This window comes from Roseateles rivi (assembly GCF_043555845.1).
GTDB classification, from domain to species: Bacteria; Pseudomonadota; Gammaproteobacteria; order Burkholderiales; family Burkholderiaceae_C; genus Roseateles; species Roseateles rivi.
Map to the genome: position 1 here is coordinate 122,520 of NZ_JBIGHZ010000003.1, position 19,518 is coordinate 142,037.

Sequence of the window (19,518 nt, forward strand, 5' to 3'; positions counted from 1 at the left end):
TGCCTCCTGGGCTGCGCCTGCAATCGGGGGCTTAGCGCTCATGCCGCGCCTCCGATGATGGAGCCGATGCGAATGGTGTGAGTCTCGGGAATCTCGCTGTGCCCCAGCACCTTCAGGCGCGGCGCGGCACGTTTGAGCAGGCGCGCCAGCGGGGCACGAATCAAATCGGGCACCAGCAAGCAGGCGGGCACGCCACGGTCTTCCTGGGCTTGGGCGGTTTCGGCGGCGCTGCGGGCCAGCGTGTCGGCCACGCCGGGGTCCAGTGCCGCACCATGGGGCGAATTCAAGGCCTGGGTGACCATGCGCTCGAGCTCGGGCTCCAGAGCAATCACGTCCAGCTCCTTCACCGGGCCGTAGATTTGTTGCACGATGGCCGGGGCCAGGTGCACGCGCACACGCCGCGCCAGCTCGCCGGGGTCGTTCACACCGGCAGCGCTGTCGGCCAGGCACTCCACGATGGAGCGCATGTCGCGGATGTGCACGCCCTCCTCCAGCAGGAGCTGCAGTACACGTTGCAAGGCTGCGATGCCGACCATTTTGGGTATGACGTCTTCGATCAACTTGGGGGCCAGCTTGGTGAGGTGATCCACCAACTGCTGGGTTTCAAGGCGACCCAACAAGCGGGCCGCGTGGACTTGCATCAAGTGTGAGAGATGGGTGGCGATGACAGTCGAACAATCAACCACCGTATAGCCGGCCATTTGGGCCATTTCCCGCTGCCGCTCTTCCACCCACACCGCGGGCAGTCCGAAGGCCGGATCGGTGGTGGCTGTGCCCAGCAGTTTTTGCGTGGCATGCCCGGGGTTGATGGCCAGCCACATGCCGGGGAAGGCCTCGGCCTCGCCCACCACGGCGCCGCGCAAGGTCAGGCGGTACTGGCTGGGGCGAAGCTCCAAGTTGTCGCGAATGTGAACCGATGGCGGCAAGAAGCCGACATCTTGCGCAAACTTGCGGCGCACGCCGCGGATGCGCGAGAGCAAATCGCCCTCGCGGTTTTTGTCCACCAGGGTGATCAGGCGGTAGCCCACTTCCAGGCCCAGGGTGTCCACGGGCACAAGATCGTCCCAGCTGGCTTCGGCGTTGGCGTCGGGCGTGCTGGGCTGGGCGGCGGCAGCGGGCTTTTGCGCGGCGGCCACTTCGGCGCGTTCACGCAACATCGACTGGTAGGCCAAACCACCCAGGCCTGCGGCGATGAGAAAAAACACCAGGTGCGGCATGCCCGGAATGAGGGCCAGCGCCCCAATCACCCCGGCGGTGATGCCCAGCGCCTTGGTCGAGCCAAACACCTGGCGGCCAATCATGGAGCCGATGTCTTTGTCCTTGCCCACGCGCGAAACCACCATGGCCGCAGCCACGGAGATGAGCAGGCCCGGGATCTGCGCCACCAGCGCATCGCCCACGGCCAGCAGGATGTAGCTGTCGGCCGCTTGGCCTGCCGAGAGGCCGTGCTGGATGACGCCGATCAGGAAGCCGCCAACGATGTTGATGAAGAGGATCAGGATGCCGGCCACGGCGTCGCCGCGCACAAACTTGCTGGCACCGTCCATGGAGCCGAAGAAGTCGGCCTCGTCGGAGAGCTCCGCGCGGCGGCGCTTGGCTTCTTTCTCGTCAATCAAGCCAGCAGACAAATCGGCGTCGATGGCCATTTGCTTGCCGGGCATGGCGTCCAGGGTGAAGCGTGCGCCAACCTCGGCGATGCGCTCCGCGCCCTTGGTGACCACGATGAAGTTGATCACCACCAGGATGGCGAACACGATCAGGCCCACGGCAAAGTTGCCGCCGATGAGGAAGTGACCGAAGGACTCGATGACCTTGCCCGCCGCGCCCGGGCCGGTGTGCCCTTCCAAGAGCACCACGCGCGTGGAGGCCACGTTGAGCGACAGACGCAGCAAGGTGGTCAGCAGCAGCACCGTGGGGAAGGCGGCAAAGTCCAGCGGCCGCACCATTTGCGCGGCCACCATCATGACCATGATGGCCATGGCGATGTTGAAGGTGAAGAGCAAGTCCAGCACAAAGGCTGGCAGCGGCAACACCATCATGGCCAGCACCAGCACCACCGCCACGGGGGCGCCCAGCGCCTGCACCAGGTGCGCGCGCGGGCCCAGCCAGGCCTGGAGCTTGAGCGTCAGTGCATTCATGCCTCACCTCGCGAGGTCTGGGCCGGGTCGGGCAGGTCCAATTCGTCGGGCACAAAGTCCTCGCGGTTGTGGGGGTCGAGCTCGGGCGGCACGTCGGGGTTGGGCGGCGGCACATCCAGCGTGCTGTGCTGGGCCAAGGCGGCCTTGAGCTGGTAGACGTAGGCCAGCACCTGGGCCACGGCGGCAAACAGCGCGGCAGGCACTTCGTGGTCCACCTTGGTGTGGGCATAGAGCGCACGCGCCAGCACGGGTGCTTGCAGCACGGGCACTTTGCTCTCTCGCGCCAGATCGCGTATGCGCATGGCCAGCGAGTCCACGCCCTTGGCCACCACGCGCGGCGCGCCCATGCGGCCGTCTTCGTACTTCAGCGCCACGGCGTAGTGGGTGGGGTTCATGACCACCAGGTCAGCCTGCGGCACAGCGGCCAACATGCGGGTGCGGGCAATCTCGCGGGCACGGGCACGCTGGCGCTGCTTGAGCTCCATATTGCCCTCGGTCTCCTTCATTTCCTGCTTGGCCTCTTCGCGGCTCATGCGCAGGCGGCGCAGGTAGAGCTGGCGCTGCAGAGGCACGTCCACCGCAGCAAACAAAGCCAGTGCCAGCCCCAACATGGCCAGCCCGTTGAGGATAAGGCTGCCGGCATAGGCCAGCGCGGCGGGCAGCGGCACCGTCATGATGGCGATATAGGTGCTCATCTTGTTCTTCAGCACCAGGGCCCCGATGCCGCCCAGCACCAGGGCCAGCAAACAGGCCTTGAGCGCTTGCGACAGCTGCTGCCACTGAAACAGCCGACCCAAGCCGCTGATGGGGTTGAGGTGCGAGAACTTGGGCGCCAGGGGCTGCAGGGTCCAGTTCCAGCCGCCACTGGCCAAGTGTCCGGCCATAGCGGCGCCCACGATGGCCAGCAGCGCGGGCAGCCCCAGCTGCAGGCCCAGCCACACTTGCTGGGCCAGGCGCTCCGTCATCACACCGGGTTTGCTCAGGGTTTGTGCGTCAAAGCGCAGGGCAGACTGCAGAAGCACTTGCAGTGCGTCCACGGCGTGGGGCAGGCCGGAGGAGAGCAACACAGCGGCGACTGCCAACACGGTGAAGTGCGGCAAGTCGCGGGAACGCGGCAGCTGGCCCTGTTCGCGCGAGCGTTGAATCTTGCGCGCCGAGGCGGGTAAGTTGCGGTCCTGTGCGTCTTGTTCGGCCATGGTGCAGTCATGGGCACACCGGATGCCCTGGCCCCATTGTTCGAGGCATTGCCCTCGGACTTAAGCGGGAAAAGCACAGCTGGAACCCCGTGCTTTCAAAGACCAGCACCACACAGAAACGAGAAACCCGGCCAAGTGACCGGGTTGTCGGGGAGAAAGCCAGCATCAGCGCCGCTGGCGCTTGGGCTGCGGCCCGGCTTAGAAGCCCAGGCTGGCGAGCAAGTCGTCGACTTCGCCCTGGTTGGTCACCACGTCGGTGCGCCCTTCGGCGTTGACCACAGGGCCTTGCAAGATGGTGGGGTCTACCTTGTCACGCTGCTCGGGGGGCACCACCTGCACCAGCAGTTTGACCAGGCTGTCTTCCAGGTCGTTGGCCAGCGTCACCACCTTGGCCACCACCTGCCCGGTGAGGTCGTGGAAGTCCTGGGCCAGCATGATGTCGGTGAGGTGCTGGTCAATTTGCGCAGTCGAGCGCTCAACGTCTTTGACAAAGTTGAACACCGCACCACTGGCCACGGCCTTGACGGGGTCGGCGATGATGGCCTTGGCCATTTCGTTGGTGGCTTTGGAGATGAGGGCGTGCTCAACCTTGGCTTGGTCCACCGAGTTGAGCACTTTGTTGGCGGCCTCAGCGGTCTTGCCAGCGATATAGGTCAGGCGGCTGCGCGCATCGGGCAGGCCGTCGGTGGCGTATTGCAGCTTGGGCATGACACCGAGCTGCTGCATGGTGTCGTGCAACACACGGGTGATGCTCCCGAGCTGCTGAAACACCTCTGGCGACACCGCCAGGGTCTGGTTGGATTGGGCAAGCTGGTCGAAGTGTTCGGTTTGGATCATGTCGGCCTCCGTTTGTCGTCAAGCGGCCGCAGCCAGCTTTTGCATGATCTTTTGAACCTTCTCCTCCAAAGTGGCTTTGGTGAAAGGTTTGACGATATAGCCCGCCGCACCCGTTTGGGCGGCCAGCACGATGTCTTCCTTGCGCGCCTCGGCCGTCACCATCAGCACCGGCAGGTGCTTGAGCGTGGGGTCGTCCTTGATGGCCTTGAGCAGCTGGAAGCCGTTCATATTGGGCATGTTGATGTCGCTCACCACGAAGTCGAACTTCGCGCTCTTGAGCATGTTGAGCGCCTCGGCGCCGTCTTCGGCCTCCTCGGCGTTGTTGTAGCCAATTTCCTTGAGCAGCCCGCGGACGATGCGGCGCATGGTGGAAAAATCGTCAACGATCAAAAACTTCAATTCGGTGCTCATGGGCGTTCCTCTGAGGGGACTGTTTCAGTTATCGACCGCTGGGGCCTGGACTTGAAGCAGCGTCGGAGGGCGCGCTGTCTTCTTCGGTCGAATTTTTCAAAACCGCGTCTTCTGCATCACGGTTCATGACGATGATGCTGATGCGCCGGTTGACGGGGCTGGCCGGCGCGCTGGCATCCAGCAGCTTGCTCGAAGCCAAGCCCTGCACGCGCAGCATGCGCTCTTCGGGCATGCCGCCGGCAAGCATCTCGCGGCGCGAGGCGTTGGCCCGGTCGGCCGAAAGCTCCCAGTTGCTGTAGCCGCGCTCCCCGCCTGGGAAGGGTGTGGCGTCGGTATGGCCTTCGAGCGTGAGCCGGTTGGGCACCTCCGACAACACATGACCCAACTCTTGCAACAGTTCACGCATATAGGGCTTCAAAACGGCGCTGCCACTGTCAAACATGGGCCGATTATTCTCATCGACGATCTGGATGCGCAAGCCTTCGCGGGTCATATCCAGCTTGATCTGGCCACCCAGTGAAGACAAACGTGCGTTCTCACCGATCGTGCGCTCGACCTTGTCCTTGAGCTGCTCCAGCCGTGCGCGCTCGGCCTTGCGCTGCTCCTCTTTGAGCGCCTTGAGATTGATGGTGCGCTGCTTGGCTTCGATCTCACCGCCTTTGACCTGGCCGGTCTGGCGCGTCAAGTCTTGCCCACCGCCTTTGACCACAGAGGACGAGTCGCCCGAGCCGCTGCCGCCCATCATGGCAATCTTCAGCGGCGAAGCGAAATAGTCGGCAATGCCTTTTTTGTCGCCCTCGGTGGTGGAGCCCAGCAACCACATCAACAAGAAGAAAGCCATCATGGCCGTAACAAAGTCGGCATAGGCAATCTTCCAAGCGCCGCCGTGAGCGGCATGGCCGCCCTTCTTGACGCGCTTGATGATGATGGGTTGGAGTTTTTTCGCGTCGCCGGCCATGGTGCGGGGCTGTGTGCGGGTGTGGGGTGTTTACTTCTTCTTCACATGAGCTTCGAGCTCAGAGAAGGTCGGGCGTTCGGTGGAATACAGCACTTTGCGGCCAAACTCGATGGCCACCTGCGGCGCATAGCCCTGCATGGAGGCCAGCAGCGTGGTCTTGATGCACTGCAGCTCTTTGCCGTCTTCATCCACCTTGGATTCAAGCAAGCCCGCCAGCGGCTCGGCAAAAGCGTAGGCCAGCAAAATGCCCAGAAAGGTCCCCACCAGGGCCGAGCCAATCATGCCGCCCAGCACCGCCGGAGGCTGGCCCACCGAGCCCATGGTGTTGACCACGCCCAGCACCGCCGCCACGATGCCGAAGGCGGGCAAGCCACCGGCCAGGCGCTGAATGGCCTGCACGGCCATGTAGGCCTCGTGGTGGTGGGTGTCGATTTCGTTGTCCATCAAGGACTCGATCTCGTGGGCGTTGAGGTTGCCCGAGACCATCATGCGCAGGTAGTCGGTGATGAACTCGGCCACGTGGTGATCGTTGCCCACGGTGGGGTATTTCTGAAACAGCGGCGAGCTGTGCGGGTCTTCGACGTCTTTTTCAATCGACATCAGACCTTCCTTGCGTGCTTTTTGCAGGATGTCAAACAGCAGCGCCAGCAAGTCCATGTAGCGCGCCTTGGTGTACTTGCCGCCTTTGAAGCAAGTGCCCAGGCCCTTCATGGTGGCCTTCATCACCTTGGGCGGGTTGGTGGCAATCATGCCGCCAATGGCTGCGCCAAAAATGGTGGTCATCTCAAACGGCAAGGCGTGCAAGATCACACCCATATTGCCGCCGTGTGCGATGTACACGCCAAAAATACAGGCCAGCGCCACGACCCAACCGATGATGACAAACATGTATGTATAGCCTTGTCACGTATGCGCGCTCACCCCTTGGCGGCGCGTTCTCTTATTCCCTTATCGACGCCCCTGCCCCGGTCTTGAGTGACTGGCGCAGCAAGTCAGCGCGGTACACCCACAAGGCATGGCGTGTCCCTGTGTCCAACTTCGCGTGGTGCGCAACACCGGGCACAGGAAAGTCCAGGCTCACAAACCAGGCGCCATCGGCCAACTCCACCGCCGCCTTGTGCGCCAGCGGTGCCATGGACTCAGGGCGCTGGAAGACGTAGACCATGTCCAGCTCGCTCCAGCTTTGTTCCCACAAGTCGCCGCGGTGGAGCTTGGCACCCGGGCAGCGCAGGCGCGCCAGCAGCCCCAGCAGGTGGCTGGCTTCAATGCCTTGCAGCTGCGCTTGCGGGTAGGCCAGGCGAAGTGCCGCCAAACCGTGCCCTGCCCCGCAGCCTGCGTCCAAGATCTTGGCTGCCGCAGGCAGACGTACCACTGAGGGCAAGGCCTGCAGCGCATGCAGCGGCGTCGGGTACCAGGGCGCATCGCGCCAGCCTTGCAGCGGGTAGAGCACCAACAGCAGCAAGAGCGCCAGCAGCCAAACCCAGGCCGGCCACGCGGCAGAGGCACTGGCGTTGAGCAGCAACATGGCCGGCGCCCCCAGCGCCACCATGAGCTGGCGCCAGCGCTGACGGTGCAATGCCGCCAGCAGCACGCCTCCAACGCAAGCCGCAGCCGCACCGGCTGCGCCGCGATCAAAGCATTGCCACAGGGCCCAACAGGCCACCCAGCTCAGCGCCGCAGCGGCGGGCCAATGCCAAGCGGTGTGGGCGCCCAAACAGGCGCGCAAACGACGCAACACGGGCTGCCCCGTGTTGGCTTGAATTCTTGTGGCGCGATGCCAGCGTGAGGCGATACCCATGACTGCTAACCCGCAAGTGCGCTCAATGCATTTGGATGGAGCCTTGGGCGCGGCCCTTGCCTGCGCGTGCCGGTGGGTTGCACAGGCCGCAGACATAGTGGCGCGCAATTTCATGCGGGTGAGTCACAAAGTGGCCGCCGCACTTGCTGCACTTGGTCATGGTGAGCATGCCGTTGTCGACAAACTTCACCAGACGCCAGGCGCGGGTGATGGACAGCAGCGGCTCCAGGCCCTGAGCCTGGGTTTGCTCCATATAGAGCTGGTAGGCCTTGATGACGGTGTCGATCTCGTCGAGCTCCACGGCCTTGTTCAGGTACTCGTGGACATTCAAGAACAGGCTGGCGTGGATGTTGGGCTGCCAGGTGATGAACCAGTCGGTGGAAAACGGCAGCTGGCCCTTGCTGGGGCTGCGGCCCGAGACTTCTTTATAGAGACGCAGCAGGCGCTCATAGCTCAGGTCGGTTTCCGACTCCAGAACTTGCAACCGTGCACCAAGCTTGATCAGCGTGACGGCGCGTTCAATCTGACGGGCTTCGGTGAGGATGCTCTTCTGGCGCATGATTCAATCTCCTAGGACGGTGTGGTCGGGCTGTGTGCGGTGGTGGACGGTGGCTTAAGCGGCTTCTTGGTGACGCCCGGCCATGAGGATGGAGGCGTGCAGACGCGAGACGCTGTCGTTCACCGCAGGCTTGCCGTGGCTGGTGAGCAGGCCCCAGACCAAGTCGTCGTCCATGCGGAAGCGGCACAGCAGCGTGTTGCCCGAGGCAATCTTCATCAGCTGCGCGGGGCTGAGCGTGTCGAGCAAAGTGGCGGTGTCTTCCGACACACCCAGGCGATACAGCGCTTGTTCGCGGTCAGCGCGAATCAGGCTCTGAGCCAGCATCAGGTAAGAGAGGTTGGCTTCGCGGATTTCGGTGAGGATTTGGTCGGCGTTCATGGTGGGCTCCTGATCGGTGTTCAGTTCGGTGTTGGCGTGGAATGAACTGTAGGGATCGGGGCTTTTTCCGGCCATCAGCGCACTTCCACACCGGTGGACGGATTTGGCGGAAGCACCTTGTAGGAATTTGCCTGACACGACAGCACGCGGCCGTGCGTGCACACCCAGGGCGGCGACCTGTGGCGCCCATGAGCCCATGCCCAGCAAGGCCTCACCTTGGAAGGCTGGAGAGCAGAAGAAGACCAGTACAGCGCAGCGCAACGCAGCGCAAGCCACTGAGCCCATGCTCAGCGCAAGCCGCAGGCCAAGGCTGCAAAAGACTGCGCGCGAGGGCGGTTCGCGCGCGCCCCAAAGAAGCGCGCTATCAGCGCCCTTCGATGCGACGCAGCTCGATTTGCGCCAAGCGCAGCAGCTCGGGGGCTTCGCGCATGAGGCTGTCGTGCGCCAAGCCAGGCTGCATCAGGCGGCTCAAATGCCGCGCAGCGTCTTGCGCCTGACCCAGGCCCGACAAGGCAAAGGCCAGCGCGTAGAGGCTGGGGCCGTGGTCGGGCTGCTGAGTCAGCGCCTTGTTGGCGTATTCCACGGCAGTGTGGAGTTCACCGGCGGACAACAGCAGCGCGGCAATGTCGGCCAACACTTCATGCGACATGGGCTCCAGGTCCAACGCATCGCACAAGAGGTTCAGGCCTTCGCCCAAACGCCCCTGCACGGCCTCGGCCATGGCTTGGCTGCGCGCGTTGGCCAGCAAGGTGCGCGCGTCGGTCGGCACGGCCTGCGCGGTGGGGGCCACGGGCATCGCCGGCTTGGGCGTCGCGGGCTGGGACTTCATAGCTGCAGAGCGGTACATGCTCACCTCCAGTTGCTGCCACTCGCTCTGCCACATGCCGAGCCAAGCAGCCAGCGCCCCAAAACCAAAGCAGCCCTGTGCGGCCCCGGTTCGGCACGTTGTGGTGCAACTTTAGGCAGGCTTGACCAGCGCCAATGCCGCAATAAGGCAGGCTTTATGGGCAGCTTCTCTGCCCCTGTCGGCGCGCACGGCGGCCGAAATCAAGGAGGACTGACTCGCTCCTTCCTCCCGACCTCCAACCCCCTTGATAAAGGACCAGACCACGACGCTCCACCTTGTCTTTGCGGCCGCACGCAGCGCCCCCAAAGACTGATTCAGCGAATAGGCAGTACCCACGCTTGCTTTTCCGGCTTTTACACCTCTTGACAAACAGGGCTCAAGTTACACGCGAGCCTTGCCGATAGCCATTTCAACGAACTTTTCAAATGGGTTCGTGGTCCGGACGGGAGGCCTCAAGCCGTACGCTCACAGCGCTGTGAGCGCACAAGCGAGGGTTGACTGGCTCCGGGCAGACCATGCCGGGACTATTCAAAGCTGAAAGGAGCTCAGTCATGCCCGCAATCATCAACACCAATCTGTTGTCGCTCAACGCCCAACGCAACACCTCCACCTCCCAGCTCTCTCTGGCCACGTCCATGCAGCGCCTCTCCTCGGGCCTGCGTGTGAACTCGGCCAAGGACGACGCCGCAGGGCTGGCCATCGCCGAGCGCATGAGCACCCAGGTGCGAGGCATGAATGTGGCAGTGCGCAATGCCAACGACGGCATCTCGCTGGCACAAACCGCTGAAGGCGCGCTGTCCAAGGTCAGCGACAACCTGCAGCGCATGCGTGAACTGGCCGTGCAGGCCCGCAACGCCACCAACAGTGGCTCGGACCTGGACTCCATCGGCAAGGAATACACGCAGCTCAGTGCGGAAATCGGCCGCGTGCTGGGTGGTACCACCTTCAACGGAAAATCCATCCTCGGTGCTGACGCTGGCACGCAGACCTTCCAGGTCGGCGCCAACACATCGGCCAATGACCAGGTGGATGTGGTCACGACCAATATGACCACCAACACCGATATCACCACGGTGACTAGCGCCACGGTGGACAACGCCTCGACGGCCACGACGCTGGCCACGGTGATTGACAACATCGACAAAGCCATCAACACCGTCTCCAGCGAACGAGCTACTTTCGGTGCGTCTCAAAACCGCTTTGAAGCCGTCATCTCCAACCTGCAAATCTCGGTCGAGAACCAATCCGCTGCGCGCAGCCGCATCATGGACGCGGACTTCGCTGCGGAAACCGCCAACCTCAGCCGCTCGCAAATCCTGCAGCAAGCGGGCAACGCCATGATTGCTCAGGCCAACCAAATGCCCCAGCAGGTGCTGGCACTGCTGCGCTAAGCCAGAGCTGTGGCAAGCACAGCGCCGCCGCCCCTGCCTGGCAGGCGGTGGCGGCGCGTGTTTGAGAGGGTGCGCAACAGACTGTGTCGCAACAGGACTTAAGTCCGCTGCAGTGGCGTCGATAACTCTTGCAACGGGTCCTCAAGGACTACGTGGTCCGGTCAGCCCATGATCTGAAAGCGGTTCGCCACACGGCAACTCGCCCACAGCGCAAGGGTCGCGGACGGGAAGCGGCAGTGCCCTTCATGGCACTGCGGGATCGGCCCGAAGTCCGGGTCATTTTTCGACACCGCGAAGACCGGAAGTCTTTGACACCGAAAGGAACGCACCATGGCACAGATCATCAACACCAACCTGTTGTCGCTCAACGCCCAGCGCAATCTCTCCACATCGCAGCTCTCTCTGGCCTCGTCCATGCAGCGCCTCTCCTCAGGCCTGCGTGTGAACTCGTCCAAGGACGATGCGGCCGGCTTGGCCATTGCCGAGCGCATGCAAGCCCAAGTGCGCGGCATGACGGTGGCCGTGCGCAACGCCAATGACGGCATCTCGCTGGCACAAACCGCTGAAGGCGCACTGTCCAAAGTGGGCGATTCACTGCAACGCATGCGTGAACTGGCCGTGCAGGCGCGCAACGCCACCAACACGGGCACCGACTTGGACGCCATCGGCAAGGAATACGCACAGCTGGGCGCAGAGATCGGCCGCGTGCTGGGCGGCACCACCTTCAACGGCAAGGCCATCCTGGCGGCCGATTCGGGCACCCAAACCTTCCAGATCGGCGCCAACACCACGGCCAACGATGTGGTGGATGTGGTCACCACCAACATGACCACCAACGCCGACATCACGGCGGTGACCGGCGGCACCATTGACAACACCTCTACGGCCACCACGCTGGCCACGGTGATTGACAACATCGACACCGCCATCAAAACCGTCAGCGGTGAGCGTGCCACCTTGGGTGCTTCGCAAAACCGCTTCGAGGCCGTGATCTCCAACCTGCAGGTGTCGGTGGAAAACCAAACCGCCGCGCGCAGCCGCATCATGGACGCGGACTTCGCTGCGGAAACCGCCAACCTCAGCCGCTCGCAGATCCTGCAGCAAGCGGGCAACACCATGGTGGCGCAAGCCAACCAAATGCCGCAACAGGTGCTGAGCCTGCTGCGCGGTTAAGCCCAAAGCTCCAGGTCTTCTGTGAGCAGGAGGATCGCCCTCGGGCGACCCTCCTCACCCTGTTCTTTTTTCCTCCTGTGGCCCATAGACATGGGCACTTAGGCTCTGCACGGACTGCGGCCCTTCACGGGGCCAGCGGTCTGCGCAGAGCTTTTCTTTTGCGCTTTGTTTCCCCATCTATTTGGGCTTTAGCCACGCCTGGCCCTGCGCACAATCGCTGCCATCGGGTTCATCATTTGCTGTGCCCGTAGTCCGGTCCCCTTGACCGGGTGCGGTGCCACACAGCGATGCACCCTGCCCCGTCAATCTGGTGGCCGCCGCCGCAGCCCTAGAACAGCGATCGACCGGAACAGCGCAGGAGAGTCCCATGCCACAGACGATCAACACCAACCTTGCATCGCTCAACGCGCAGCGCAATCTCAACATGTCCCAGTCCTCACTGGGCGTGTCGATGCAGCGTCTGTCTTCGGGCTTGCGAGTGAACTCCGCCAAAGACGATGCCGCAGGCCTGGCCATTGCCGAGCGCATGAACGCCCAAGCCCGGGGCATGAGCGTGGCCGTGCGCAATGCCAACGACGGCATCTCCCTTGCCCAGACCGCCGAAGGCGCGCTGGGCAAGGTGGCTGACGCGCTGCAGCGCATGCGCGAACTTGGCATTCAAGCCCGCAATGCCACCAACGCCCCCGGCGACAAAGACTCCCTGGACAAAGAGTTTGGCGAACTGGCCAAAGAAATCCAGCGCGTGCTCGGCGGTACCACCTTCAACGGCAAGTATGTGCTGGGGGCCGACGCCGCCACGCCGCAGACCTTCCAAGTGGGCCCCAACACCACGGCCAACGACGAGATCGTGGTGACCACACCCAATATGACCACCGAAGGCGTCATCACCGCTGTGGCGGGCACCGACATCGCGGGCACCGGCCGGGGGTTGATCGACCGCACCGCCGACCCCACGGCTATCGCCCAGGTGGTCGCCAACATCGATGCAGCACTGGACAAGGTCAACGAAGAGCGCGCCACCCTGGGCGCCACGCAAAACCGTTTCGAGGCCGTCATCTCCAACCTGCAGGTGGCCTACGAGAACCAGATGGCTGCACGCAGCCGCATCATGGATGCGGACTACGCCCAGGAAACCTCCAACCTCAGCCGCGCGCAAATCCTGCAGCAAGCAGGCAACGCCATGGTGGCGCAGGCCAACCAGCTGCCCCAACAAGTGCTGTCACTGCTGCGCAATGGCTAAGCGCCACGCGCCACACTGAACACGGCTTGAGGCCAACCCGCGATTGACAGCGTGTTGGCCTCAAGTTCTTTCAGCACCTGCCGATATTTGCCCTGATGGAGTCGTCCCGACGTCCATCACGTCTGGGAGACTGTCATGCCTGTCATTACCAACGTCGGAATTGGCTCTGGCCAAAACTACGAGTCCATCATTCAAGGCTTGGTGAATGCGGAGCGCACACCCATCAACCTGCTGGACAAGCGCACCAGCGGCCTGAAAACTCAGCTCTCGGCCTTTGGCAAGCTGCAAAGCAGCTTGAGCTCCATGCGCGATGCCGCAGCCAAGCTGGCCACGCCTGAGCTGTGGAACACGCTGGGTGCCAGCAGCTCGGACGCCACCGCCGTCACCGCCACGGCCACCAGCAGTGGGGCGGCAGGCAGCTACAACGTCACCGTCAACCGCCTGGCTGCGGCACAAAACATCGCCAGCGCTGCCGTGGCCAGTGGCAGCAGCCTAGGCACCGGCACACTCACCATCGAACTGGGCCAGTGGAATGCCGACCAAAGCGGCTTCACCCCCAAGTCCGGCAGCAGTGCGGTGAGCATCAACATCGGCGCTGGGCAGGACAGCCTCAGCAGCGTGCGCGACAAAATCAACGCCGCCGGTGCGGGCGTGCTGGCCTCGGTGGTGAATGACGCCAGTGGCTCACGCCTGGTGCTGCGCTCGGCCACCACTGGTGAGAGCCAGGGCTTTCGCGTCAGCGTGGCCGACGATGACGGCACCAACAACGATGCCTCAGGCCTGTCCGCCTTGGCCTTTGACCCCTCACAGGGCATCAGCCAGGCCACACAGACCCAGCGCGCCACCAACGCCGAGGCCATCATCAACGGCTTGACCATCAGCGCTGAAACCAACCAGCTCAGCAATGCCATTGACGGGCTGAGCTTTACCCTGCTCAAGCCCGCCACAGCCACCATCAGCGTCAAGCAGGACCAGGACACGGTGAAAAAGGCCGTGAGCGATTTCATCGCCGCCTACAACGCCAACATCCAGCTGCTGCGCGACCAGACCAAGTACGACGAAGGCAGCAAAACCGCCGGACCGCTGCAAGGCGACTCCACGGCCATCACGCTGCAAGGCGCGCTGCGTGCCATCACCAGCGGCAACACCACGCTGGCCAGCACCTACAACCGACTCTCCACCATCGGCGTGGACATCAAGGCCGATGGCACCCTGAGCCTCAACGACAGCAAGCTCAACACGGCGTTGGGCAATATGGCCGACGTCAAACAACTCTTCATGGGTGTGGACAGCGCCAACCCCAACAACAGCGGTCTGGCCACCCGTTGGCGCACCTTTGCCGACCAGGCCCTGGGATTTGACGGCGCCTTGGCTTCGCGCCAAAAAGGCCTGCAAGGCCGCATCGACAGCAATGACAAGCAGCGCAGCAATATGGAAGACCGTATTGCCTTGGTCGAAAAGCGCCTGCGCGCCCAGTACAACACCCTGGACAAGAACATGGGCCAGCTCACGGGCCTGCAGAGCTACGTCGCGCAGCAAATGCAGATGCTCTCCAACAAGGGTTGAATGCGTCGCACACAACGCGTCAGGGCGGGCCTGAGAGGGCTAACGCCGCCTGAGCCATAGGTCCGCGCCCAGCGTCAAGCACAAAAAGGCTCGGACGAACAAGCGGTTTGGGCCAGGGTTGTTGACTGCATACAGCGCACAAGCCGCACTAAAGTCCCCCTCGGTGGCGTCGAAAACAAGTGCAGGCCTTCTACCAAATCAATCATGTACGGCAACACCTCCCCCTTCGCCAGCCGCGGTCTGAGCGCCAGCAACACCTACAGCCGCGTGGGCGTCGAGACCGACGTTCTCACCGCCAGCCCGCACAAGCTGGTGAGCCTGCTGTTTGACGGTGCCATGGACGCCATGACCCAGGCCGTGGGCGCCATTCACCAGCGCAACCAGGAGCTCAAAGGCCGCTGTCTCTCGCGCGCCGTGCGCATCCTCGACGAGGGGCTCAAAGCCGCCTTGAACATGGAGGCGGGCAACCTGGCCGAAGACCTTCGCGACCTCTACAGCTACCTGTGCATGCGGCTGACGCATGCCAATCTGCACAGCGATATTGCAGCCATCGAAGAGTGCCAACGGCTGTTGCAACCCATACGAGATGCCTGGCTCAACATTGCGGCTCACACCGACGTAGCCCGCGCCGCCTGACGCCCCAGCCCACCGCACCAGACCTGGACGCCACCATGAATACGCAACTGTTGAGTTACTACGAAGCCATTGAGCAAGCCAGCGCCGACATGCTCGCCGCTGCAAGAAACGGGAACTGGGATGAAGTCGTCAAACTCGAAGGGGCTTGCGTGCTTTTGATCTCCCAGCTCAAGCACGTGGCCCAACAGCAACAGCTGGCGCCTGACGAAAGCAAACTCAAGAGCCGCATCATGCAGCGCATCTTGGTCAACGATGCAGAAATTCGTCACTTGGCCGAACCGTGGTTGGAGGATTTGGACGTGATGCTCAAGGGAAAATCACGCACCATCCACTAATGCAGCAGCCACGCGCGTTATCTTGAATACACCCGACGAATCCACCCCAGACACCGGCGAGTACCGCCTCAGCAGTCGCAGTGAAGTCGTGGCTTGGCTGCGCGAGCTGGCGCAGCGCGGCATTGGCGTGCAACTCAATGCCAGCTCCGCCCAGGCCTGCAACGCTGTGCTCACCCAGGTTGACTCCGAACACAGCGCCATTGGATTGGAGCTCAGCGGCTCAGACGACCAGCTCGGCGCGCTGCTGCGCAGCGACGATGTCACCGCCGTGGCCTACCTGGACCGCATCAAGCTGCAGTTCGATGTGGTGGGCCTGTGCCAAGTCAGCGCCGGCAACAGCGCCATGCTGCGTGCCATGCTGCCCGCCGATATCTACCGCTTCCAGCGCCGCCAGGCCTACCGCGTGTGTGCGCCCACGGGGCAATACCCGCTGCTGGTGGTCCCTCAAGACAAAGAAGTGCGCCTGCGCGTGCTCAATGTCAGCGTGGGCGGTCTGGCCCTGCACTGGCCCCCGGAACTGCTGCAACCGACCTCGGGCGAGGCCATAGGCCCCGCACGCCTGCTGCTGGCCCAAGACAGCCAGCTCACCGTGCACCTGCGCGTGCAGCACATCGTCACCGAACCCGACCGCGACGGCACGCCAAGCGCCGTGGCTGGTTGTGCGTTCGTGAACATCAGCTCACCAGCGCTGCGCGTGTTGCAGATGTATGTGGACCAGGCGCAAAAGCGCGAGCGCCTGATGATGCAGCGCCGCTAGCGCACTGCTGCAGGCTCAGACCTGCATATTCATGATTTCCGAGTAGGCCGAGACCAGGCGGTTGCGCACCTGCAGCGTGGCCTGGAAGCCGATTTGCGCCTTTTGCATGGCCACCATGGTCTGCTCCAAGCTGACCGTGGGGTTGTCCAGCTGCACCTCGCGCTGCAGTCGGCTGGACTCTTGCTGTGCCTGACTCACACCGCGCAGCGCCTGATCCATGGCCTGCGCAAAGCTCGGCGCTGCGGCCGAGCCCGCCTTGGCCAGCGGCTGCCCTTGCGGCGTCAGCCCCGCACGGGCCACGGCCTGCGCGAAGTCAAAGGGTTTGAGCTTGAGGTCCACGGTGCAGAAGCAGCAAGACTGTGTTTGAGAGGCAGCAAGGCAAGGATGTGATGCCTCGCATCCTAGGGCCAGGCAGCCGCTATCCAAGAGCCGAAGTGGGCGCGCTTCATCGGCCTGTTCGCGCCTTTCTTGAGGGGGGTGACTCTCAATAATTCGTGCATGGATAACGCGCTGAGCCCTTCCCCAGGCAGCACCCCGGCCACCGCTGTTGCGGTGGTGGAGTCAAGCACCACGCCTGTACAAAACCCAGGCCTGGCTCAGCGCCTGGCCGCCCTGCCCGCACGCGCCAAGCTCAGCCTGGGTCTGGGTGTGGCGGCCCTGGTGGCGGTGTTGGCCGCGCTGACCATGTGGAGCAGCCAGGGTGAGTTCCGCCCCGTCTTCAGCGGGCTGTCTGACAAAGACGGCGGCGCCATCATTGCCCAGCTCAACCAAATGAATGTGCCCTACCGCCACGAGGCGGGCGGCACCATTCTTGTGCCCGCAGCACAGGTGTACGACTTGCGCATGAAGCTGGCCTCCGCCGGCCTGCCCAAAGGCTCCACCGTGGGCTTTGAGCTGCTGGACAAAACCTCCATCGGCCAGACGCAGTTCAACGAGCGCTTGAACTTTCAGCGCGCCCTCGAAGGCGAGCTCACGCGCACCATCACCGCCATGGCCGATGTGGCTGATGCCCGCGTGCACTTGGCCATGCCGCAGCAAAACGGTTTTTTCCGCGAACAGCAAAAGCCCAGCGCCAGCGTCATGCTCACGCTGCGCGGCGGCCGTACGCTGGACCGCAATCAGATCGCAGGCATCGTGCACCTGGTCTCGGCCTCTGTGCCTGAGCTCAACCCCAAGGCCGTGTCCATCCTGGACCAGACCGGCGCGCTCATCTCCAGCAACCCCGATCAAGCCAGTGGGCTGGACCAGCAACAGCTGGTCTACAAGCAGCAAATCGAGGCCAATCTGAACAAACGCCTGGCCGAGCTGCTCGAACCCATGGTGGGGCGCGAGAACATGCGCACCACTGTGACGGCGGATGTGGACTTCTCGCAAGTGGAATCCACCGCTGAAGAATTCCGCCCCAACCAAGGGCCCAACACCCAGTCGGCGGTGCGCAGCAGCCAGTCCTCGGAATCGGTCAACGCCAACCCGGCCCTGCCCACAGGCGTGCCTGGTGCGGCCACCAACCAGCCGCCCGTGCCGGCCACCGCGCCCATCAACGGCGCCTCGGCCCCGCTGCAAGGCGCTGGCGGCACCGACGGCGGCAGCAACAGCCGGCGCGAAAACGTCACCAACTTCGAACTCGACAAAACCGTGCGCGTGGTGCGCAACGCCACCGGCACGGTGCGCCGCGTCAACGCCGCCGTCGTGGTCAACCACCGCCAGGTCACCGACCCCAAGGGCAAAACCAGCACCGAGCCCTTGCCCCAGGCCGAGTTGGACCGCATCACCGATCTGGTCAAACAAGCCGTGGGCTTTGACGACAAGCGCGGCGACTCGGTCAAAGTGGTCAGCGCGCCGTTTGTACTGGACAAGTCCGAACCCTCTGCCACCCCGCTGTGGCAGCAGCCTTGGGTGTTGGACTTTGCCCGCTCCGCCGTAGTGCCCCTGGCCCTGGTGTTGGTGGCTTTGATTGCTGTCTTTGGCATGGTGCGCCCAGCCCTGCGCGCGGCCTACCCGCCCCCGACGGCTGCCGAGGGCGGTGCCGGTGGCGAAGGTGGCACCACCGCCATCACCCCACTCAACGCCGTGGTGGACGACCCCCAAGCCCTGCCCGGCGGCCTGCCCGCCCTGCCCGGCGCAGGTGGCAGTGGTGGCGGGGGCCTGCCCGCGCTGGAGCCGCCGGCCAACCAGGAAAAGCTCGAGCGCGCCCGCATGCTGGCGCGCGAAAACCCCCTGGCGGTGGCCAACATCGTCAAGGCCTGGGTCAACGGCGAAGAACTCGAAGGCGCGAAAGGATAAGCCGCGATGGACGACAAAGGCGCTGAAGACGCAGCCATCCTGCTCATGTCCTTGGGCGAGGAGGAGGCGTCCGAGATCTTCAAGCACCTCGGCCCCAAAGAGGTGCAAAAACTCGGCGAGACCATCGCCCGGCTCAAAGTCGTGCCACGCCACCGTGTGGACGAGGTGTTGGACAAATTCGAGGCCGTGGCCGAGACGCAAAGCATGCTGGTGCAAGACACCGACGAGTACGTGCGCTCGGTGCTGCGCAAGGCCTTGGGCGACGACAAGGCCAACCTGCTGCTGGACCGCATCTTGCAGGGCTCGGACGTGTCCTCCATCGAGAGCCTCAAGTGGATGGACCCCAGCTCGGTGGCTGAGCTGCTGCGCAATGAGCACCCGCAAATCGTGGCGGCCATCCTCGCGCACCTGGACTTCGACCAAGCCAGCGCGGTGCTGCGCACCTTTGCCGAGCGTGCGCGCAACGAGGTGCTGATCCGCATTGCCACGCTCGACGGCATCCAGCCCATGGCGCTCAAAGACCTCAACGAGGTGATGGGCCAAATCCTGGCCGGGGGCGAGCGCATGAAGAAGAGTTCGCTGGGCGGCGTCAAGAGCGCCGCGGAGATCATCAACATGCTGGGCTCCAGCGTCGAGGCCTCGGTGTTGGACTACATCCGCGAGGCCGATGCCGATCTGGCTCAAAAAATCATGGACAACATGTTCACCTTCGACGACCTGGAGAAGGTCGACGACAAGGGCATCCAGGCCGTGCTCAAGGAAGTGCAGAGCGAATCCCTGGTGCTCGCGCTCAAGGGTGCCAGCGTCGAGCTGCGCGAGAAGGTGTTCCGCAACATGTCCAGCCGCGCCGCAGAAACCCTCAAAGAAGACCTGGAATCGCGCGGCCCGGTGCGCCTGTCCGAAGTGGAAGGCGAGCAAAAGGAAATCCTCAAGATCGTGCGCCGCCTGGTGGACGAAGGAACCATCGTGTTGGCCGGTGGCGGCGACGACCAATTCCTCTGACGCACCGCCCCCA

The 19,518-nt window shown here is 63.5% G+C and carries 20 protein-coding genes; 9 read left to right on the top strand and 11 right to left on the bottom strand.

The window, feature by feature from the left end; all coding sequences use genetic code 11:
* Window positions 1-38 precede the first annotated feature (38 nt).
* From flhA to ACG0Z6_RS07925, 10 genes are all read right to left on the bottom strand, one after another.
* Window positions 39-2,138, bottom strand: a complete 2,100-nt coding sequence (gene flhA, locus ACG0Z6_RS07880) for a flagellar biosynthesis protein FlhA (protein WP_394460180.1) — start codon at window positions 2,136-2,138, stop codon at window positions 39-41.
* Entirely contained in the window at window positions 2,135-3,334 is a 1,200-nt protein-coding gene (locus tag ACG0Z6_RS07885; protein WP_394460182.1) for an EscU/YscU/HrcU family type III secretion system export apparatus switch protein, read from the bottom strand. The genes flhA and ACG0Z6_RS07885 overlap by 4 nt, the downstream gene beginning before the upstream one ends.
* Before the next feature lie 198 nt (window positions 3,335-3,532).
* Window positions 3,533-4,171, bottom strand: coding sequence for a protein phosphatase CheZ (locus tag ACG0Z6_RS07890; protein WP_394460183.1), 639 nt, complete (start codon window positions 4,169-4,171; stop codon window positions 3,533-3,535).
* Window positions 4,172-4,189: 18 nt separating this feature from the next.
* On the bottom strand, window positions 4,190-4,582 hold the full coding sequence (gene cheY / locus ACG0Z6_RS07895; protein ID WP_394460184.1) for a chemotaxis response regulator CheY: 393 nt from the start codon (window positions 4,580-4,582) through the stop codon (window positions 4,190-4,192).
* A 28-nt stretch (window positions 4,583-4,610) separates the two neighbouring features.
* Window positions 4,611-5,540, bottom strand: coding sequence for a flagellar motor protein MotB (motB, locus tag ACG0Z6_RS07900; protein ID WP_394460186.1), 930 nt, complete (start codon window positions 5,538-5,540; stop codon window positions 4,611-4,613).
* 30 nt (window positions 5,541-5,570) lie between these two features.
* The gene (motA, locus tag ACG0Z6_RS07905; protein WP_394460188.1) at window positions 5,571-6,428 is read right to left on the bottom strand and encodes a flagellar motor stator protein MotA; all 858 of its coding nucleotides are present in this window, start codon (window positions 6,426-6,428) and stop codon (window positions 5,571-5,573) included.
* A 52-nt stretch (window positions 6,429-6,480) separates the two neighbouring features.
* The gene (locus ACG0Z6_RS07910) at window positions 6,481-7,338 is read right to left on the bottom strand and encodes a class I SAM-dependent methyltransferase (RefSeq protein WP_394460190.1); all 858 of its coding nucleotides are present in this window, start codon (window positions 7,336-7,338) and stop codon (window positions 6,481-6,483) included.
* A 22-nt stretch (window positions 7,339-7,360) separates the two neighbouring features.
* Window positions 7,361-7,897: a flagellar transcriptional regulator FlhC gene (gene flhC / locus ACG0Z6_RS07915; protein WP_394460191.1), complete on the bottom strand. Its 537-nt coding sequence runs from the start codon at window positions 7,895-7,897 to the stop codon at window positions 7,361-7,363.
* 54 nt (window positions 7,898-7,951) lie between these two features.
* Window positions 7,952-8,275 carry a flagellar transcriptional regulator FlhD gene (flhD, locus tag ACG0Z6_RS07920; protein WP_394460193.1) on the bottom strand — a complete coding sequence of 108 codons (324 nt, stop codon included), beginning with the start codon at window positions 8,273-8,275 and terminating at the stop codon, window positions 7,952-7,954.
* 364 nt (window positions 8,276-8,639) lie between these two features.
* A complete protein-coding gene (locus ACG0Z6_RS07925) occupies window positions 8,640-9,122 on the bottom strand; it encodes a tetratricopeptide repeat protein (protein ID WP_394460195.1) in 483 nt (160 codons plus the stop codon).
* A 551-nt stretch (window positions 9,123-9,673) separates the two neighbouring features.
* Here ACG0Z6_RS07925 and ACG0Z6_RS07930 point away from each other — a divergent pair.
* The 7 genes from ACG0Z6_RS07930 (at window position 9,674) to ACG0Z6_RS07960 (ending at window position 16,220) form a co-directional block, all read left to right on the top strand.
* Window positions 9,674-10,513 (top strand): flagellin N-terminal helical domain-containing protein, encoded by an 840-nt coding sequence (locus ACG0Z6_RS07930; protein WP_394460197.1) that lies wholly within the window; start codon window positions 9,674-9,676, stop codon window positions 10,511-10,513.
* Window positions 10,514-10,843: 330 nt separating this feature from the next.
* Complete coding sequence (locus ACG0Z6_RS07935; protein WP_394460198.1) at window positions 10,844-11,686, top strand: flagellin N-terminal helical domain-containing protein; 843 nt, start codon at window positions 10,844-10,846, stop codon at window positions 11,684-11,686.
* Window positions 11,687-12,053: 367 nt separating this feature from the next.
* Entirely contained in the window at window positions 12,054-12,926 is an 873-nt protein-coding gene (locus ACG0Z6_RS07940) for a flagellin N-terminal helical domain-containing protein (RefSeq protein ID WP_394460199.1), read from the top strand.
* A 135-nt stretch (window positions 12,927-13,061) separates the two neighbouring features.
* Window positions 13,062-14,492: a flagellar filament capping protein FliD gene (gene fliD, locus ACG0Z6_RS07945; protein WP_394460201.1), complete on the top strand. Its 1,431-nt coding sequence runs from the start codon at window positions 13,062-13,064 to the stop codon at window positions 14,490-14,492.
* Window positions 14,493-14,696: 204 nt separating this feature from the next.
* Window positions 14,697-15,128 (top strand): flagellar export chaperone FliS, encoded by a 432-nt coding sequence (fliS, locus tag ACG0Z6_RS07950; RefSeq protein ID WP_394460203.1) that lies wholly within the window; start codon window positions 14,697-14,699, stop codon window positions 15,126-15,128.
* A gap of 35 nt (window positions 15,129-15,163) precedes the next feature.
* Window positions 15,164-15,463 (top strand): flagellar protein FliT, encoded by a 300-nt coding sequence (locus ACG0Z6_RS07955; protein WP_394460204.1) that lies wholly within the window; start codon window positions 15,164-15,166, stop codon window positions 15,461-15,463.
* 22 nt (window positions 15,464-15,485) lie between these two features.
* Complete coding sequence (locus ACG0Z6_RS07960; RefSeq protein ID WP_394460206.1) at window positions 15,486-16,220, top strand: flagellar brake protein; 735 nt, start codon at window positions 15,486-15,488, stop codon at window positions 16,218-16,220.
* A gap of 15 nt (window positions 16,221-16,235) precedes the next feature.
* On the opposite strand, the gene fliE is transcribed toward ACG0Z6_RS07960, so the two are convergent.
* Complete coding sequence (gene fliE, locus ACG0Z6_RS07965; RefSeq protein WP_394460207.1) at window positions 16,236-16,559, bottom strand: flagellar hook-basal body complex protein FliE; 324 nt, start codon at window positions 16,557-16,559, stop codon at window positions 16,236-16,238.
* A 159-nt stretch (window positions 16,560-16,718) separates the two neighbouring features.
* On the opposite strand from fliE, the gene fliF reads away from it, so the two are divergent.
* Window positions 16,719-18,503 (top strand): flagellar basal-body MS-ring/collar protein FliF, encoded by a 1,785-nt coding sequence (gene fliF / locus ACG0Z6_RS07970; protein WP_394460209.1) that lies wholly within the window; start codon window positions 16,719-16,721, stop codon window positions 18,501-18,503.
* A 6-nt stretch (window positions 18,504-18,509) separates the two neighbouring features.
* Window positions 18,510-19,505, top strand: coding sequence for a flagellar motor switch protein FliG (gene fliG / locus ACG0Z6_RS07975; protein ID WP_394460211.1), 996 nt, complete (start codon window positions 18,510-18,512; stop codon window positions 19,503-19,505).
* Window positions 19,506-19,518 lie beyond the last annotated feature (13 nt).